Source organism: Ensifer sesbaniae, assembly GCF_013283665.1.
GTDB classification, from domain to species: Bacteria; Pseudomonadota; Alphaproteobacteria; order Rhizobiales; family Rhizobiaceae; genus Ensifer; species Ensifer sesbaniae.
The window spans coordinates 3,071,321-3,088,826 of sequence record NZ_JABEKU010000001.1; the positions used below are offsets into that span (position 1 = coordinate 3,071,321).

At 62.8% G+C, this 17,506-nt stretch carries 14 protein-coding genes; 5 read left to right on the top strand and 9 right to left on the bottom strand.

Translation table 11 applies throughout. The annotated features are described in order from the left end of the window. Positions 1-57: 57 nt before the first annotated feature. Positions 58-1,596 carry a DEAD/DEAH box helicase gene (locus tag BHMPCIPO_RS14950; RefSeq protein WP_173517484.1) on the top strand — a complete coding sequence of 513 codons (1,539 nt, stop codon included), beginning with the start codon at positions 58-60 and terminating at the stop codon, positions 1,594-1,596. A 110-nt stretch (positions 1,597-1,706) separates the two neighbouring features. Here the strand turns inward: BHMPCIPO_RS14950 and BHMPCIPO_RS14955 are convergent, their stop codons facing one another. The 3 genes from BHMPCIPO_RS14955 to BHMPCIPO_RS14965 all read right to left on the bottom strand — a co-directional run bounded on the left by BHMPCIPO_RS14955 (position 1,707) and on the right by BHMPCIPO_RS14965 (position 4,175). Beyond that, positions 1,707-2,585, bottom strand: coding sequence for a DMT family transporter (locus BHMPCIPO_RS14955; protein ID WP_173517485.1), 879 nt, complete (start codon positions 2,583-2,585; stop codon positions 1,707-1,709). Between the two features lie 184 nt (positions 2,586-2,769). Beyond that, the gene (locus BHMPCIPO_RS14960; RefSeq protein WP_210266457.1) at positions 2,770-3,225 is read right to left on the bottom strand and encodes a GyrI-like domain-containing protein; all 456 of its coding nucleotides are present in this window, start codon (positions 3,223-3,225) and stop codon (positions 2,770-2,772) included. A gap of 80 nt (positions 3,226-3,305) precedes the next feature. Next, positions 3,306-4,175, bottom strand: a complete 870-nt coding sequence (locus tag BHMPCIPO_RS14965) for a LysR family transcriptional regulator (protein ID WP_173517486.1) — start codon at positions 4,173-4,175, stop codon at positions 3,306-3,308. Positions 4,176-4,256: 81 nt separating this feature from the next. Here BHMPCIPO_RS14965 and BHMPCIPO_RS14970 point away from each other — a divergent pair, with 81 nt between their 5' ends. The 4 genes from BHMPCIPO_RS14970 (at position 4,257) to BHMPCIPO_RS14985 (ending at position 8,739) form a co-directional block, all read left to right on the top strand. Further along, positions 4,257-5,342 (top strand): YeiH family protein, encoded by a 1,086-nt coding sequence (locus tag BHMPCIPO_RS14970; RefSeq protein WP_173517487.1) that lies wholly within the window; start codon positions 4,257-4,259, stop codon positions 5,340-5,342. Between the two features lie 223 nt (positions 5,343-5,565). Continuing rightward, the gene (locus BHMPCIPO_RS14975; RefSeq protein ID WP_173518185.1) at positions 5,566-6,960 is read left to right on the top strand and encodes a circularly permuted type 2 ATP-grasp protein; all 1,395 of its coding nucleotides are present in this window, start codon (positions 5,566-5,568) and stop codon (positions 6,958-6,960) included. A 3-nt stretch (positions 6,961-6,963) separates the two neighbouring features. After that, positions 6,964-7,902 carry an alpha-E domain-containing protein gene (locus BHMPCIPO_RS14980; protein WP_173517488.1) on the top strand — a complete coding sequence of 313 codons (939 nt, stop codon included), beginning with the start codon at positions 6,964-6,966 and terminating at the stop codon, positions 7,900-7,902. A gap of 15 nt (positions 7,903-7,917) precedes the next feature. Beyond that, complete coding sequence (locus BHMPCIPO_RS14985) at positions 7,918-8,739, top strand: transglutaminase family protein (protein WP_173517489.1); 822 nt, start codon at positions 7,918-7,920, stop codon at positions 8,737-8,739. 131 nt (positions 8,740-8,870) lie between these two features. Here BHMPCIPO_RS14985 and araD read toward each other — a convergent pair whose 3' ends face one another. From araD to chvE, 6 genes are all read right to left on the bottom strand, one after another. Beyond that, positions 8,871-10,616: an L-arabinonate dehydratase gene (gene araD / locus BHMPCIPO_RS14990; RefSeq protein WP_173517490.1), complete on the bottom strand. Its 1,746-nt coding sequence runs from the start codon at positions 10,614-10,616 to the stop codon at positions 8,871-8,873. 54 nt (positions 10,617-10,670) lie between these two features. Then, complete coding sequence (locus tag BHMPCIPO_RS14995) at positions 10,671-12,104, bottom strand: aldehyde dehydrogenase family protein (protein WP_173517491.1); 1,434 nt, start codon at positions 12,102-12,104, stop codon at positions 10,671-10,673. Positions 12,105-12,171: 67 nt separating this feature from the next. Continuing rightward, positions 12,172-13,167: an AraD1 family protein gene (gene araD1 / locus BHMPCIPO_RS15000; protein ID WP_173517492.1), complete on the bottom strand. Its 996-nt coding sequence runs from the start codon at positions 13,165-13,167 to the stop codon at positions 12,172-12,174. A 170-nt stretch (positions 13,168-13,337) separates the two neighbouring features. Then, a complete protein-coding gene (gene mmsB, locus BHMPCIPO_RS15005) occupies positions 13,338-14,546 on the bottom strand; it encodes a multiple monosaccharide ABC transporter permease (protein ID WP_173517493.1) in 1,209 nt (402 codons plus the stop codon). Then, on the bottom strand, positions 14,546-16,081 hold the full coding sequence (mmsA, locus tag BHMPCIPO_RS15010; protein WP_173517494.1) for a multiple monosaccharide ABC transporter ATP-binding protein: 1,536 nt from the start codon (positions 16,079-16,081) through the stop codon (positions 14,546-14,548). The genes mmsB and mmsA overlap by 1 nt, the downstream gene beginning before the upstream one ends. 98 nt (positions 16,082-16,179) lie before the next feature. Next, positions 16,180-17,247, bottom strand: a complete 1,068-nt coding sequence (gene chvE / locus BHMPCIPO_RS15015; RefSeq protein ID WP_173517495.1) for a multiple monosaccharide ABC transporter substrate-binding protein — start codon at positions 17,245-17,247, stop codon at positions 16,180-16,182. Between the last annotated feature and the right edge of the window lie 259 nt (positions 17,248-17,506).

Consider the following 17,506-nt stretch of genomic DNA (forward strand, 5'->3'; position numbering starts at 1 on the left):
AACAGCAAGGATGCGGTTCCGGCGAATGCGTTTGGCGCCCCCAAAAGGTATATGCATTTGTCCACCTTTAAAGATCTCGGCCTCTCCCAGCACATTCTGGACACCCTGTCCGCCAACGGCTTCGAAAAACCGACGCCGATCCAGGCGCAGGCCATTCCGCAGGTGCTGAAGGGCAACGATCTCATCGGTCTCGCCCAGACCGGCACCGGCAAGACGGCCGCCTTCGGCCTGCCGATGATCGAAAAGCTCGTTGCCGAAGGAAGGCGCCCCGATCCTCGCAACATCCGCGCCCTCGTGCTCGCTCCGACCCGCGAACTGGTCAACCAGATCGCTGCCAACCTCAAGCTCTTCGTCAGGAAGTCTCCGCTGAAGATCGGCGTCGTCGTCGGTGGCGTCTCCATCAACAAGCAGACCGAACAGCTCGCCCGCGGCGTCGATATCCTGGTCGCAACACCGGGCCGCCTGCTCGACCTCGTCGCCCGCAAGGCTGTGACGCTGACGCAAGGGCGCTACCTCGTGCTCGACGAAGCCGACCAGATGCTCGACCTCGGCTTCATCCACGACCTGCGCAAGATCTCCAAGCTCGTGCCGAAGAACCGCCAGACGCTGCTGTTCTCGGCCACCATGCCGAAGCAGATCGCGGATCTCGCGGGTGAATATCTGACCAACCCGGTCAAGGTCGAGGTCACGCCTCCGGGCAAGGCCGCCGACAAGGTCGAGCAGTATGTGCACTTCGTGCCCGGCAAGGACCTGAAGACGCAGATCCTCAAGCAGTCGCTGACCGATAATCCGGACGGCCTGTCGCTGATCTTCAGCCGCACCAAGCATGGCGCCGAGAAGCTGATGAAGCATCTCGACCACGTCGGCTTCAAGGCCGCTTCGATCCACGGCAACAAGAGCCAGGGCCAGCGCGAGCGCGCGCTGAAGGCGTTCCGTGACGGCGAAATCCGCGTGCTGGTCGCAACCGACGTCGCCGCCCGCGGCATCGACATTCCCGGCGTCACCCACGTCTACAACTACGACCTGCCGGAAGTGCCCGACGCCTATGTTCACCGCATCGGCCGCACCGCCCGCGCCGGCCGCGACGGCATCGCGATCGCCTTCTGCGCCCCGGACGAAATCCGCCTGCTGCGTGACATCGAGAAGCTGATGGGCATCTCGATCGCCGTTGCCAGCGGCGAAGCGCCGGCCGACCAGGCTCGCGCCGCCAAGGGCCGCAGCGGCCGTGGCAATGGCCATCGCAAGGGCAACGGCGGCGGCCAGCATCAGAACGGCGGTCGCCCGCGTCGTGAACGCCCGGCCGGCGAACCAATTGCCGTCACCAGCGGCTTCACCGGCGATGACCTGCTGCGCGACGAACGCCGCCCGCAGAAGCAGGAGCGCCGCGACCATGGCCATCCGCAGAACGACGGCCGTGGCGAGGGTAACCGCAACCACGAAGGCAAGAAGCACCATGGTCGCCCCGGCCAGAAGCAGGGCGAACGGCGCGACCGCAACCATGGCGGCCGCAACGAAAACCGCGCTGGCGGCGAGCGCCGCGACGGTGGCCAGGGCATGCGCCGCGGCGCCGGTGGCAGCCGCGGCCACCAGGGCTGATCTCCGAAGATCATCGATACGGACGGCGGGTTGTTTCGGCCCGCCGTTTCAGTTTTTGGTTATTCGCGTGTGGTTATCGCAAAACCGCCGCACATTTTGGGCGACATGCTTTATGCCCGCTGTTTGCGGTTGGTGAGATAGACCCCGGCAACGGCGATCACCGTTCCGATGATCATCGGCAGGGTCAGCGCCTCGCCGAAGAAAATGGCCGCCTGCACGGCCGCAAGCGGCGGCACGAGATAGATCAGCGACGCCGCGCGCGACACCTGGCCACGCCGAATGAGATAGAGCAGCAGCGCGATCGCCCCCATCGAAAGCCCCAGCACCGACCAGGCGAGCGCCGCAACGACCTGAAGATTCCAGGTGACATGCAGGTCCTCCAGCAGCAGCGCCAGCGGGACTGTGACGATCAGCGCTCCGAGATATTGCAGCGCCGCGATGGTGCGGATATCGCCGCTCTGCAGATGGCGCTTCTGGTAGAGCGTGCCGTAGGTGACGGCGCCCATGCCGAGCACGTTGACGATGACGGGCAGGAGATGGATCGGCGTCGCGCCGGTATCGATCGCCAGCACCTTCGGCAGCACGGCGAGCACTATGCCGAAGAAGCCGAGCACCAGCCCAAGCTTCTGTTGGGTCGTCAGTTTTTCGTCGATGACGAAGGCGGCGGCGACCGCCGTCATCAGCGGCTGCAGGCCGGCAATGATGCCGGAAATGCCGGCGGGCACGCCCTCGCCGATCGCCCACCAGACCGCCCCGAGATAAAGCCCATGCAGGAACATGCCCGACACCACGGCGTGACCCACTGTCGCCAGGGATTTCGGCCATCGGGCGCCGGTCGCGACACAGAACAGGATGAAGAGCGCGATCGCCAGCGTATAGCGCAGCACCAGAAAGGTCAGCGGATCGGCGTAAGCGGCCGCATATTTCGCGACGACCCAGCCGGTCGACCAGAGCAGAACGAAGATGGCGGGAGCCAGGCGGGCGAGCATGATGGGCCTATCAGGATGACGGTGGCAGACGGCAGAGCAGTGCAACGCGCCCTCCGGAATAGCTCCAAGCCGCTGTAACACTTTGATCTGCCGTTGATTTCGGCTCAAATCCCTGTGATTTGAGCACTCAAGCAGGTAGCCGCGACCCTGTTGATGGTCAAAACAATTTTTCTGATGGCAAGCATCAGCCAATCGGAACCATCAGCCGCAGCGAGGAAAGCGACAGCGAGACGAATCCGGGTTCGTACTCCTCGCGATAGTGCAGCAGGGCGGTATCGACTGCGTAGCCCTCGGCCGCAATCCAATCGAACATCTTCTGATAGTGCACGAAAGCGTCGCCGCTGTCCGGATGATGCAGGGCAGTGGCGAAGCGCATGGCCGGCAGGTCGACGTGCCCGGGGTGAATCGTTGTTTCGGCCTTGTCCGAGACATAGCCGACGAGGTAACGAAAGCCGTCCGGGCGATCGTTCCAGGAAAGACCGACCAAGGCCGCATGATCCCTGGGGTGAAGGCGTCGATGATGCCCTTGCACCTCGGTAATCAGCCGGCGCACGGCGCCATCGGCAGCCTCGACGAACGTGCCTTCCCAGAAGGCGCCGGCAATCCGCTGCGCGGGTCTTTCCACGATTTCGAATGCCATGATCACCTCTTCGAGTCGAGGATCTCTCAATTATCGACCGGTTACGTCGAATGGCAATCGTCGATGTGAACGGGCTTGCTTCAAAGCAGTTCCACGAAGGCGCGCGCCGCGCGGCTGAACTGCCTTTCACGATGCGTCAGCAGTTCGAAGCTGCGCTCCGCCAGTCCGAATGGCAGCTCGACCAGCCGGCCGCTGTCGACGAAGGGCTGGGCGGCAAGCCGGGAGACGGCCGTCACGAATGGACCGCTTTCGACAGCCGTCAACACCGCTTCGTTGGAAGGCAATTCGAGCTCGATCTTCACCCCCTCGAGGTCCGCTCCATGATCAGCCATCGATTGCAGGAACATTGCCCGCGTACCAGACCCCTCTTCACGCAGTACCCAACGCGCCGCAAGCAGCATCGCCAGATTGACCGGGGCACCGACGAGCGGATGCGCGGGTGAAGCGTAGACCGCGATGCGATCGATCGCGACGCGGCGATGGTCGAGCTTGGCGCCATCGACGCGGCCCTCGACGAAGCCGAGCTGTGCGGTCCCCTCCTCCACTGCTTCGGCGACGACGGCCGTATTGCGCACGGTCAGCTTCACGTCGACCTGCGGATAGTCGTGAGTGAAGCGGGCGAGGCGCGCCGGCAGCCAGTAGCTCGCAACCGTCTGGCTTGCGGCAATCGAGAGTTCGCCGCGGCGAAGCTGCGAGAGATCGTTGAGACAGGCAGTCGCTGCCGTCGCCCGGGCGAGGACCGCCCTCGCCTCCGGCAGGAACGCCTTGCCGGCATCCGTCAGCGCCAAGCCGCGGCCGACCCGATCGAACAACCGCACGTCGTGCTGGGTTTCGAGCGCGGCGATTGCAGCACTTGCCGCTGACTGGGTGACGTTCATCGCCTCGGCGGCTTTGGTCATGTGCAGGCGCTCGGCGACCGCGACGAAGATTCTAAGCTGATCGAGTGTCATGGCAGATCAATCTCAAAAATCGATCAGAATGACAAGAATAATCCGTTAGACTGATTCATGGATCGGCGTAGGTTGCGCGCCATGTCGAGATTGCATCCTACATTTCGCTTCACTTTTTCGTCCTCCATTTCCCGCCTGACGTGTATTCTTCCGGGACTATTCCTCTGCTGTCTCGTCGCGCTCGCGGCCATCGGCCTCGAATGGATCGAGTGGCGCTGGACAGGTCGGGCCTGGCTGGAGGCCCTTGTTCTTGCCATTCTTCTTGGCGCCATCGTCCGCACCATCTGGACGCCCAGCGCCCGCTTCCTCTCCGGCATCCATTTCTCCGCCAAGGTTCTGCTGGAGACCGCGATCGTCTTGATCGGCGCCATGCTGAGCTTCGACGCGATCGCCGCGAGCGGGCCGACGCTGCTCGCTACCGTCGTCTCCATGGTGTTGCTGTCGATCTCGACCGGCTACCTGATCGCAAGGCTGCTCGGCCTGCCGAAACGCCTGGCGACACTGATCGCCTGCGGCAACGCCATCTGCGGCAACTCCGCCATCGCGGCCGTTGCCCCAGCGATCGGCGCCCGCGGCGAAGAGGTGGCAGCCGCCATCTCGTTTACCGCCATCCTCGGCATCGCCGTCGTCCTGTCTCTGCCCTTCGTCGGCGGCTGGCTCGGCATGACGCCGCAGGGCTACGGCGTCTTTGCCGGCATGACGGTCTACGCCGTACCGCAGGTGCTGGCCGCTGCCAGCCCTTTCAGTTCGCTCTCGGTCCAGGTCGGCACGCTCGTCAAGCTCGTGCGTGTGCTGATGCTCGGCCCCGTCGTCTTCTGTTTCTCGCTGATCGGCGGCCGCGATGCCGAGTCTGGATCCATGCCGGGCGAGCGCCGTGAAACGGGTTCGCGCCTCGCCACCGTCGCCCACTTCGTTCCCTGGTTCATCCTCGGTTTCCTGGCCGTCGCCATCGCCCGCAACAGCGGCGTAATCTCCGATCCGCTCGCGACAGGCGCCGTGAAGGCCTCCACCTGGCTGACCGTCATCGCCATGGCCGCACTCGGCCTCGAGGTCGACATCCGCACGCTCGCCAATGCCGGCCCGCGCGCCAGTGCCGCTGCCCTGCTCTCGCTCCTCGTGCTCTGCATTCTGTCGGCGCTCGCAATCGCCTGCCTGGGTCTCGGTTAGCCTCGAAACCCAAGTCCAATTTTAGGGCATGTGCACATTTTGTAGCCGTGCAGCCGCCGCAGCTTTTCGGCGGCTGCATCCCGCTGCCCGGTTGTTGGGCAGTTTCCCCCGCAAACAGGCGTCAATTTTCTTTTCAGGCGACTGAGCACGCTTCTTGCATTGCAACCAGCGTTGTACTCAAATGGTCAAAAATAAGGGGACCACGCCTTTGGCATTTGACGAAATGATGAATGCGGACAGCAGTCCGCGCCAGCCATATTCGACCTATCATGAATGGTATGCCAGCCAGGACAGAAATCGGCTCATAGCGAAATCCAAGGAAGCCGAGAACATATTCCGCAAAACCGGCATCACCTTCGCGGTCTACGGACACGCAGACAGCTCCGAAAAGCTCATCCCCTTCGATCTCATCCCCCGCATCATCTCCGGCCGCGAATGGCGCAAGCTGGCCCAGGGCATCGAACAGCGGGTCATCGCCCTCAACGCCTTCCTCGACGACATCTACCACAAGCAGGAAATCATCCGCGCCGGCCGCATCCCGCGCGAACTGATCGAGAGGAACGAAGCCTTCCTGCCGCAGATGATCGGCTTTAGGCCGCCGGGCGGCGTCTACACCCACATCGTCGGCACCGACATCGTGCGCACCGGCGAAGACCAGTTCTATGTGCTGGAGGACAATGCGCGCACACCGTCCGGCGTCAGCTACATGCTGGAAAACCGCGAAACGATGATGCAGATGTTCCCGGAACTCTTCCATCAGAACCGCGTGCGCCCGGTCGAGAACTACCCCTACCTGCTGCGCCAGAGCCTCGCTTCGCTCGCCCCTCCCGGCTGCAGCGGCAAGCCGCGCGTCGCGGTGCTGACGCCCGGCATCTACAACTCCGCCTTCTACGAACACGCCTTCCTCGCCGACATGATGGGCGTGGAACTCGTCGAGGGCTCGGATCTGCGCGTCATCGACGGCAAGGTGAAGATGCGTACGACCCGCGGCTACGAGGCGATCGACGTGCTCTACCGCCGCGTCGACGACGACTTCCTCGATCCGCTGACCTTCCGCCCGGATTCAGCACTCGGCATTCCCGGCATCATGGACGTCTACCGCGCCGGCAACATCACGATCGCCAATGCCCCAGGCACCGGGATTTCCGACGACAAGGCGATCTATTCCTACATGCCCGAGATCGTCGAGTTCTATACCGGCCGCAAGCCGCTCCTGGAAAACGTGCCCACCTGGCGCTGTTCCGAGCCGCAGAGCCTGAAATACGTGCTCGAACACCTGGAAGAGCTGGTGATCAAGGAAGTGCACGGTTCCGGCGGCTACGGCATGCTGGTCGGGCCGACGGCGACCAGGAAGGAGCGCGCCGTCTTCGCGGAAAAGCTGAAGAGCCGCCCCAACAACTACATCGCCCAGCCGACGCTTTCCCTTTCCACCGTGCCGATCCTCGTCAACAAGGGCATTGCGCCCCGGCACGTCGACCTTCGCCCCTATGTCCTCGTCTCCGACAAGGTGCAGATCATCCCCGGCGGCCTGACGCGCGTGGCGCTGAAGGCCGGTTCGCTGGTCGTGAATTCCAGCCAGGGCGGCGGGACCAAGGACACCTGGGTGCTGGAGGACTGAGAGATGCTGGGAAGAACTGCAAACGGCCTCTACTGGATGTTCCGCTACATCGAGCGCGCGGAAAACGGCGCCCGGCTGATCGACGCCGGCCTGCGCATGTCGCTGACGCGCAGCGAAGCGAGCGAAGACGATTGGGACGGCGTGCTGCAAAGCGCCGGCGTGCGTGAAAACTATGACGAGGTGCACGACAAGCTGACGAGCATCGACGCGATCGACTTCCTGCTGCGCGACCGCGCCAATCCGTCGAGCGTGATGTCCTGCATCGAGGCAGGCCGCCACAACGCCCGCATGGTGCGCACCGCGCTCACCCGCGAAACCTGGGAAGCGACCAACGAATGCTACCTCGAGATGAAGGCGATGCTTTCCAAGAGGGCGCGCCCGACCGACATGCCGGAGATCATCGACACGATCAAGCGGCAAGCCGGCCTTATTCGCGGCGCCTTCCACGGCACGATGCTCCGAAACGAGATCTTCAACTTCTCACGCATCGGCACCTTCATCGAGCGGGCCGACAACACCGCCCGGATCCTCGACGTGAAATACTACGTACTCCTGCCGGCGGTCGCCGCCGTCGGCTCGTCCATGGACAATGTGCAGTGGGAATCGATCCTGCGGTCGGTCTCGGCGCACCGCGCCTATGGCTGGGTCTATGATGCAGAGCTCCGGCCAGCCAACATCGCCGACTTCCTGATTTCCAATGGCCGCATGCCGCGCTCGCTTGCCTATTGCTACGAAAAGATCGCCAGCAACCTCGGCTATCTCGAGCGGGAATATGGCGAGCGCCACGCCGCCCACGACACGGCCGACCGCACGCTCGCATCGCTGCGCAGCCAGTCCATCAAGGACATCATGGACCAGGGTCTGCACGAATATCTCGAAGACTTCATCAGCCACAACAACCGTCTGGGACAGGAAATCTCCGACGGCTACCGGTTCTATTGAGTTCGGGAGGATGGCATGCACCTGAAGATCAGCCACACGACCGAATACCACTATGACGAGCCCGTGCAATATGCACTGCAGCGCCTGCGGTTGACGCCGCTGACCCAGCCTGGCCAGACCGTGCTCGGCTGGCAGACGCTCGTCGATGGCGCCGCGATCGAAGTGAGCTACGACGATCACTTCGGCAATCGGGTTCACCTGGTCAGCGTCGACGGCGACCGCGAGGCGATCCGCATCACGGCCTCTGGCGAGGTGCATACGGAGGACCGCGCCGGCGTCTTCGGTCCGCATCAGTCCTACGTGCCGCTGTGGCTCTATGCCCGCGAGACGCCTCTGACCAAGGCCGGCAAATTGATCCGGGAACTGGCGAAATCCGCCGAGGGCGAAACCGATCTTGCCCGCATGCATGCGCTGATGGCGACGATCCACGAGGCGGTGGAGTACAAGCCCGGCGAGACCCATGCGGAGACGACGGCCGAGGATGCGCTGGAAAGCGGTAGCGGCGTCTGCCAGGACCACGCCCATATCCTGATCGCGGCTGCGCGCTCGCTCGACCTGCCGGCCCGCTACATCTCGGGCTATCTGATGATGGAGGGTCAGCCCGACCAGACGGCGAGCCACGCCTGGGCGGAAATTCATCTGAACGGACTGGGCTGGGTCGGCTTCGACGCCGCCAACAAGATTTGCCCCGACGACCGCTATGTCCGGATCGCTTCTGGCCTCTGCTACCGCGACGCCGCGCCCATATCGGGCCTGATCCATGGCGAAGCCAAGGAGACGCTCAAAGTATCGGTGACGGTCGAACAGCAGCAAAGCCAGAGTCAAAGCCAGTCATAGGGCCAGTAACTTTCGCGATGGCGCGCCATCGAAGGCGCGCAAAGATTGCGCACCCTTTCGACCGGTTGGATGACAAATGGAAATGCCGCACCGACAAGCGGTGCGGCATTGCATTCCAGCAGCCAGAAAAATCAGTGACTGTCGCGGTTCATCGGAATTTCCGCGCCGCGCGGACCGACGAGGAAGTCCAGGTCCGCGCCGGTATCGGCCTGCATGACCGTCTTGACGTAGAGGCCGCCATAGCCGCCGGCAAGCGGCTTCACCGGCGACACCCAGGCTGCGCGACGGCGAGCCAGTTCCTCATCCGAAACCTCGAGGTGGATGGTGCGAGCCGGCACGTCGACGGCGATCATGTCGCCATTCTGCACGAGCGCCAGCGGACCGCCATCGGCCGCTTCCGGTGCGGTGTGCAGGATGACCGTGCCATAGGCCGTGCCGGACATGCGCGCATCGGAAATGCGGATCATATCGGTGATGCCCTTCTTCAGGACTTTCGGCGGCAGGCCCATATTGCCGACCTCGGCCATGCCGGGATAACCCTTCGGGCCGCAATACTTCAGCACCATGATGCAGGTCTCGTCGATATCGAGATCATCGCGATTGATGCGGGCGTGATAGTCCTCAATGCTCTCGAACACGACGGCACGGCCCTTGTGCTGCATCAGGTGCGGCGAAGCGGCGGACGGCTTCAGGACACAGCCCTTCGGCGCCAGATTGCCGCGCAGCACCGCGATGCCGCCGGACTTGGTCAGCGCCTTGTCGCGCGACACGATGACGTCGTCGTTGTAGTTCACCGCATCCTTGACGTCGTTCCAGATCGTATCGCCAGTGACGGTCAGCGCCTCCTTGTGCAAGAGGCCCATTTCGCCGACGGCCTTGATCACGACCGGAAGGCCACCGGCGTAGTAGAACTCCTCCATCAGGTATTTGCCCGACGGCTGCAGGTTGACGATCGTCGGCACGTCGCGGCCGAGGCGATCCCAGTCGTCGAGCGTCAGGTCGACGCCGATGCGGCCGGCAAGCGCCAGGAGGTGGAGCACGGCGTTGGTCGAGCCGCCGACGGCGCCGTTGACGCGGATGGCATTTTCGAAGGCTTGCTTCGTCAGGATGTCGGAGGGCTTCAGGTCCTCCTTGACCATCTCGACGATGCGGCGGCCGGAAAGCTGCGAGATCACCCGCCGACGTGCGTCGACCGCGGGGATTGCCGCATTGCCGGGCAGCGTCATTCCCAATGCTTCCGCCATCGAGGCCATGGTGGAAGCGGTGCCCATTGTCATGCAGCTTCCGGCCGAGCGGGCCATGCCCTGCTCCGCATCCATGAACTCCGCCAGCGACATCTCGCCGGATTTCACCATTTCCGAGAATTGCCAGATCGCCGTGCCGGAACCGACGTCCTTGCCGCGCCACTTGCCGTTCAGCATCGGGCCGCCGGAGACGAGGATGACCGGGATATCGACGCTGGCAGCCCCCATCAGCAGGCTCGGTGTGGTCTTGTCACAGCCGCCGAGCAGCACGACGCCATCGACCGGATTGCCGCGGATCGCCTCTTCCACGTCCATCGCCGCAAGATTGCGGAACATCATCGCCGTCGGGCGCAGCGTGCTTTCGCCGACGGAGAAGACCGGAAACTCGACCGGGAAGCCGCCCGCCTCGTAGACTCCACGCTTCACCCGCTCGGCAAGGTCACGCAGATGCGCGTTGCACGGCGTCAGCTCCGACCAGGTATTACAGATGCCGATGATCGGCCGCCCGTCGAACGTATCGGCGGGCAGGCCCTGGTTCTTCATCCAGGAGCGATGCATGATGGCATTCTTGCCCGTACCGCCGAACCACTCCTGGGAACGGAGCCGGCGTGGCCACTCAGCTTTCTTCTTCATCTTTTCCTTCCTTGAGCAGCCCGCGCAGATCACGCGGGCCCTGCACGGCTTCCCTTAAGCCAGGGAGTAGGCCGTCTTGACGGTGGTGTAGAACTCGGCGGCATAGCGTCCCTGCTCGCGCGAGCCGTAGGACGAGCCCTTGCGGCCGCCGAAGGGCACGTGGAAGTCGACGCCGGCGGTCGGCAGGTTGACCATCACCATGCCGGCTTCGGCGTTGCGCTTGAAATGGGTCGCATGCTTGAGGCTGGTGGTGGCGATGCCGGAGGACAGGCCGAAGGGCGTGTCGTTGGCAACGGCGAGCGCTTCGTCGTAATCCCTGACGCGGATGACGGCGGCGACCGGCCCAAAGATCTCTTCCCGGCTGATCCGCATCGCGTTCGTCGCCTCGGTGAACAGCGCCGGCTGCAAATAGAAGCCGGGCGTGTCGCGCTTCAGAAGCTCGCCGCCGAAGGCCAGCTTCGCGCCTTCCTGCTTGCCGATGGCGATGTAGTCGGTGTCCTGGTTGAGCTGGCTCTCGTCGACCACCGGGCCGATATGGGTGCCGGCCTTCAACGCATCGTCGATCGTCAGCCCCTTCATCCGTTCGCCCATCGCCGCCACGAAACGATCGTGAATGCCTTCGGTGACGATGATGCGCGAGGACGCGGTGCAGCGCTGGCCGGTGGAGAAGAAGGCGGAATTGACCGCCGCCTCGACCGCCACCGACAGATCGGCGTCGTCGAGCACGACGAAGGGGTTCTTGCCGCCCATCTCCAGCTGGTACTTGCGATTGTGCTCGACGGAGGCGGCAGCGACCCGCTTGCCGGTGCCGACCGAGCCGGTGAAGGTGATGGCGCTGATATCGGGGCTGTCGAGCATCGCCTGGCCGACGACCGAGCCCTTGCCCATGACGAGGTTCAAGACCCCCTTCGGCAGGCCGGCGCGATGGAGGATGTCGACGATCGCCCAGGAACTGCCGGGCACCAACTCGGCCGGCTTGAAGACGACGGTGTTGCCGTAGCAGAGCGCCGGGGCGATCTTCCAGGCGGGAATGGCGATCGGGAAGTTCCAGGGCGTGATGATGCCGACGACGCCGACCGGCTCGCGGGTGATCTCGACGCCGATATTGGGCCGGGCGGACGGCAGGACTTCGCCTGCCAGGCGCAGGCACTCGCCGGCGAAGAAGTCGAAGATCTGGCCGGCGCGCACGGTCTCGCCGATGCCTTCGACCAGCGTCTTGCCTTCCTCGCGCGACAGAAGCTTTCCGAGCTCGTCCTTGCGGGCGAGGATCTCGTCGGCGGTCTTCCTCAGGATCGCATGGCGCTCGAGGATGCCGGAGCGCGACCAGGCGGGAAACGCCGCCTTGGCCGCCGCGATCGCTGCCCGCGCATCGTCAGCCGAGGCGCGGGCATATTCGCCCACCACGTCATTGGTGTTCGACGGGTTGATGTTGGCAACCCCGTCACCGCCGACCCACTCGCCGGCAATCAGGTTCTGGTGCAATGTCATAGGCTTCGAGCCTCCTTGATAAAGGCGCTTGACCGTTCCTCGTGAACGGTCGCGCTTAGGAGATGTGTCAGAGCTGGCTTATGGCGACCTGTTCTTCCGCGGCGATGGCAAGGGCGTTGCGGAGCGGAAGGCCGAAGCCCGACGCCTCGATCTCGAACACGTCACCTTCCTCGGTGCGAATGCCGTCGCCGAAGGAAAGCGTCGCCGTCCCGAACATGTGAACGTGGATATCACCCGGCTGGCGGAACAGTTCGTACTTGAAATGATGATGCTCGAGATTGGCGAAACTGTGCGACATGTTGGCTTCGCCAGACAGGAACGGTTTCTCCCACAGCACCTTGCCGCCACGCAGGATCCGGGACATGCCGCGGATATCTTCCGGTGCTGCGCCGACGCGGATTTCCGGACCGAAGCTCGCCTGCCGCAGCTTCGAATGCGCCAGCCAGAGATAGTTGACCCTCTCGGTCTTGTGGTCGGAGAACTCGTTGGCGACGGCAAAACCGATGCGGAACGGCACGCCCTTGTCGGAGATCACGTAGATGCCGGCCATTTCCGGCTCTTCACCCCCATCCTCCGCGAAGGAGGGCGAGACGAGCGGAGCACCGGGGGCCACGGCGCTGGTGCCGTTACCCTTGTAGAACCATTCCGGCTGCACGCCGATCTCGCCGGCCTTCGGCTTGCCGCCTTCGAGCCCCATGCGGAACATCTTCATCGAGTCGGTCAGCGTTTCCTCGGCCGCCTCGCTCGTCTTCTTGTGCATGGCGTCGCGGGTCGCGGCGGAGCCGAGATGGGTGAGGCCCGTGCCGGTCAGGTGCAGATGCGCCGGATCCGGATGGGTGATCGGCGGCAGGAAGCGTCCCTCCGCATAGGCCTTGTCGAGATCGACGGTCGCCCCGAGACCCTTGGCCTCGATCGTCTCCTTCAGGCTGCGCCCGGCATTGGCCGCTTCCATCGCCAGGGAATAGACGCTTGCAGCGCCCTTGATCGCATGCGCGGTTTCGCCGGGCAAACGCACCGCAACCGTTATCGATCCGTCTTCGTTCCTGATCTGCGAAATCAGCACGATCCTGTCCTTCCTGTCGTCGTTCGGGTCGCAGTTTTCGCCTTCTCAAGGCAAAAGCGTCCCCGTGGGTGACTTTCACCACCCAATTCCAGCGGGCCAATCCGCCGATCCTGGCAACCGCGGCTGCCGGTGAATGTTACTGGTTCGCGTCGGGTCTTATGGCTTTCGGCTCAACCCTTGTTCTTGTTGTAGACATCGAAGAAGACGGCAGCGAGCAGGACGAGACCCTTGATCAGCTGCTGGTAGTCGATGCCGATGCCCATGATCGACATGCCGTTGTTCATCACGCCCATGATGAAGGCGCCGATCACCGCGCCGATGATCTTGCCGACACCGCCGGATGCCGAGGCGCCGCCAATGAAGCAGGCCGCGATGACGTCAAGCTCGAAGCCGACACCGGCCTTCGGCGTTGCCGAGTTGAGGCGGGCGGTGATGATCATGCCGGCAAGTGCCGCCAGCACGCCCATGTTGACGAAGGTGTAAAAGGTCAGCCGCTCGGTATTGATGCCCGAGAGCTTGGTCGCCTTGACGTTGCCGCCCATGGCATAGATGCGGCGGCCGATCGTCGAGCGCGTGGTGATGAAGGTGTAGAGTGCGATGAGAACGGCCATGGCAATCAGCACGTTCGGCAGGCCGCGATAGGTCGCAAGCTGGAAACCGATGAACAGCGCCACGGCAGCGATCACCGCCATCTGCACCGCGAAGAAGACGAATGGCTCGTTCTCCGTGCCGTGCTGCTCGTTGATCTTGCGGTCGCGAAGCCCCGCGTAGATAGCGTAGCCGACGAGCGCGATGACCGCGATGAGTGCCACCATGTTCTGAATGGTCTCGGGTGCCGGATTGAGGAAATAGAGGAAATCCGGAACGAAGCCGGTCGACAGCAGCTGGAACTCCTTCGGGAACGGGCCGATCGGGCGGCCGCCGAGCACGACATAGGTGAGCCCGCGGAAAACCAGCATGCCGGCAAGCGTGACGATGAAAGACGGGATCTTCTGGTAGGCAACCCAATAGCCCTGGGCCGCCCCCATGATGCCGCCGACGATCAGACAGGCCGGGATGACGACAAAGGCCGGCAGACCCCACTTGACCAGCATGATCGCCGAAATCGCCCCGATGAAGGCGACGATCGACCCGACCGACAGATCGATATGGCCGGCGACGATGATCAGCAGCATGCCAAGCGCCATGATGACGATGAACGAGTTCTGCAGCACCAGGTTGGTGATGTTGACCGGCTTGAACAGCACGCCGTCGGTCACGAACTGGAAGAACAGCATGATCACGACAAGCGCGACGAGCAGGCCGTATTCGCGGATATTGTTCTTGAGATAGTCCCCGATCGAGGGCTTGTTGGTTTGGGTGCTCGTATCGGCGACCATTAGTGTTTCTCCCCTGAACGCATGATGGCACGCATGATGGATTCCTGGCTCGCCTCCGCCTTCGAGAGCTCGGCGACGATGCGGCCCTCATTCATGACGTAGATGCGATCACAGGTTCCAAGCAGCTCCGGCATTTCCGATGATATCATCAGAATGCCTTTACCCTCGGCGGCAAGTTGGTTGATGATGGAGTAGATCTCATATTTCGCGCCGATATCGATACCGCGTGTCGGCTCGTCGAGTATGAGAACTTCCGGATTGGTGAACAGCCATTTGGACAGCACGACCTTCTGCTGGTTGCCGCCCGAAAGGTTGACCGTTTCCTGATAGATCGAGTGCGAACGGATGCGCAGCTTCGAGCGATAGTCGGAGGCGACCTTCGCTTCCTTGCGGTCGTCGATGACCCCGTTCGAGGCAACCGCCTTCAGGTTGGAGAGCGTCGTGTTCTCCTTGATGTTGTTGATCAGCACGAGGCCGAGTTGCTTGCGGTCCTCGGTAACGTAAGCGAGACCCGCATCGATCGCCCGCGGAATGGTGCTGACATCGACAGGCTTGCCGCGCATCGTCACCTCACCGGTGATCTTGTGGCCCCAAGACTTGCCGAAGAGGCTCATCGCCGTTTCGGTGCGCCCTGCGCCCATCAGCCCGGCGATGCCGACGACCTCGCCGGCGCGCACGGTGAAATTGACGTCATGCAGGAACTGCCGGTCGCGATGATGCTGGTGGAAGACATTCCAGTTCTTCACCTCCAGCAACGTCTCGCCGATATTCGGCTCGCGCGGCGGATAACGGTCTTCCATCGCACGGCCGACCATGCCCTTGATGATGCGGTCTTCGCCGATGTCTTCGCTGTGACAGTCGAGCGTCTCGACCGTGCCGCCGTCGCGCAGGATGGTGATCTGGTCGGCGACCTGCCGGATCTCATTCAGCTTGTGCGAAATGATGATCGAGGTCATGCCCTGCGTGCGAAACTCCATCAGGAGCTTCAGCAGCGCATCGGAATCGGTTTCGTTGAGCGAGGCGGTCGGCTCGTCGAGGATCAGCAGCCGCACCTTCTTCGATAGCGCCTTGGCGATCTCGACCAGCTGTTGCTTGCCGACGCCGATGTCGGTGATGAGCGTTGCCGGGGATTCGCTCAAGCCCACCTTCTTCAGGAGCTCCTGCGTGCGGGCGAAGGTCTGCGGCCAGTGGATCACGCCGTTGCTGGCGATCTCGTTGCCGAGGAAGATGTTCTCGGCGATCGAAAGCAGCGGCACCAGCGCCAGTTCTTGGTGGATGATGATGATGCCGAGGTCTTCGCTGTCGGAAATCGTCGAGAAGCGGCGGGCTTCGCCGTCATAGTAGATCTCGCCGTCATAGGTGCCGGCGGGATAGACGCCGCTCAGCACCTTCATCAGCGTCGACTTGCCGGCGCCGTTTTCGCCGACGAGTGCGTGAATTTCACCTTCGCGGACCTTGAAGCTGACATTGTCCAGCGCCTTGACGCCCGGAAACGTCTTGGTGATGCCACGCATTTCAAGAATGATATTGTCCATGTTCAGTCATTCCAGCGGCAGTCTGCGAGAGAGTACCGGCTCCGTCATCTGGATAAAAGGGGTCCGCGCCGTCGCGCGGGCCCCCATGCTCAAAAAGATCAGTTGTTGATCTGGTCTTCGGTGTAGTAGCCCGAGCTGACGAGCACGTCCTTGACGTTGGACTTGTCGACGGCAACCGGCTTCAAGAGGTAGGACGGAACGACCTTGACGCCGTTTTCATAGGTCTTGGTGTCGTTCACTTCCGGCTCCTTGCCGTCCATGATCGCATTGACCATGCCGACGGTGACCTTTGCCAGTTCGCGCGTATCCTTGAAGATCGACGAATACTGTTCGCCGGCGAGGATCGACTTGACCGACGGCAGTTCCGCGTCCTGACCGGTGACAACCGGCATCGGCATGTCGCCCGAGCCGTAGCCGACGCCCTTCAGCGCCGAGATGATGCCGATCGAGAGGCCGTCATAGGGCGAGAGCACGCCATCGACCTTGGCATCGGTGTAGTTCGACGACAGCAGGTTTTCCATGCGGGCCTGGGCAACCGCACCGTCCCAACGCAGCGTGCCGACCTGGTCCATGCCCTTCTGGCCGGACTTGACGACGATCTTGCCGCTGTCGATCAGCGGCTGCAGGACCGACATCGCGCCGTCATAGAAGAAGAAGGCGTTGTTGTCGTCCGGCGAACCACCGAAGAGCTCGATGTTCTTGGGCTCGGTCGCACCGTCGAGCTTGAGGCCCTGGACCAGCGACGTCGCCTGCTGCACGCCGACCTGGAAGTTGTCGAAGGTGGCGTAGTAGTCGACGTTGCCCGAGTCGCGGATCAGACGGTCATAGGCAATAACCTTGACGCCTGCGTCATGGGCCTTCTGCAGGATGTCGGAAAGCGTCGTGCCGTCGATGGCGCCGATGACGAGAACCTTGGCACCCTTGGTCACCATGTTCTCGATCTGGGCGAGCTGGTTCGGAATGTCGTCGTCAGCGAACTGCAGGTCCGGGGTGTAGCCGGCTTCCTTGAACAGCTTCTCCATCGTCTCGCCGTCGGAAATCCAGCGGGTCGACGTCTTCGTCGGCATGGAAATGCCGACCGTGCCCTTGTCCTGCGCAAATACCGGCGCAGCGAAGGACGCGATCGAAATCGCAGCGGCTGCGAGAAGCGAAGTCATCAATTTCATCAGTTCTCTCCCAAAAAAGTTGAAGCCGGCAGGCAGAGCCTTTCCGTCTATGCGCAGTAATCCACCGCCCGAGATCTTCGTCCCTGGCTGCGGATCAAGGTGAAGGAGAGGCCTCCCCGCCTCGCATGCTCCCACATGCGCTGGCACATGGGTGAAAACTGGAATCAAAACATATAACTGTCAAATACAATATCGCTTTGAATGCATACCAAAAATGATATAGCACCTGCAAACAGTGTGATTTTTGAAAATCCTTGAA